This window comes from Pseudomonas sp. 5Ae-yellow, from assembly GCF_014077575.1.
GTDB classification, from domain to species: Bacteria; Pseudomonadota; Gammaproteobacteria; order Pseudomonadales; family Pseudomonadaceae; genus Halopseudomonas; species Halopseudomonas neustonica.
In genome coordinates this window covers 1-706 of the sequence record NZ_JACGWE010000130.1, presented here as the reverse complement: position 1 = coordinate 706, position 706 = coordinate 1, and the positions used below count along the sequence as shown (strand labels likewise).

Annotated in this window: 1 pseudogene; it reads right to left on the bottom strand. The window is 52.3% G+C overall.

Going from position 1 to position 706, the window contains the following annotated elements:
* Positions 1 to 425: 425 nt before the first annotated feature.
* A pseudogene (locus tag H4J77_RS19585) lies at positions 426 to 575 on the bottom strand (DUF3577 domain-containing protein); the annotation flags it as partial.
* Positions 576 to 706 lie beyond the last annotated feature (131 nt).

The window sequence follows — 706 nt, the reverse complement described above, 5'->3', positions numbered from 1 at the left end:
CGCTTCATACACGATCTGACGCGCTACCGGGGCTGACCTTGGCAAATGTTCGGGAAATCGCCTCGCCCAAGAGCGCTGTGCTTAGGCCTCCAACATACGGAAAGTGTTTTTACACACTCTGGGCCAGGAGCGGACAGCTAGCCGGCTCGCTGCCAACCGATATGACAGGACTAAGTCAATTCTCTAGCACGCTGGATATCACCATGGCTGCAGTTAGTAACTCACTGAAAATAAAGTCAGGACTGCGTAGAACTTCTAGAGCCGCCGTTCGCCAAGATAAAAACCACCCTCTTTAGTGTCATTTTGATGGCACAATTTGTTACACGTTCCCTCCCGCGAACCGCCCCCTACATCTACACTCGAAGCATCTAAACTGATGAGGTCTTATCATGGCGAGTGGAATCTTTCATATTGATTTTCAGGCAAGCATCTGCCGATCCCTTCAGAGCGGCGACGGTCACAGCCATGAAAGGTTTTCCCTTACGCGGAGTCACCTCCCGCAGGCGATTGAGATAACCGATACCAGTGGTGTGAAGGTCAAAGTACTTGGTTTCTGAGGTTTGAGTAGCGCTCATGGCGATTCTCCGATTTCTAAACGTACTGGAAAGCGGAGACGGCTTTTCCCGGCAGGGAGAGCGTCCCCGCAGGTGGGTACAGCGGTTTTAGGTCAGGCGATGAAGCTGATTAGCAGGGGCATTCAGCACGG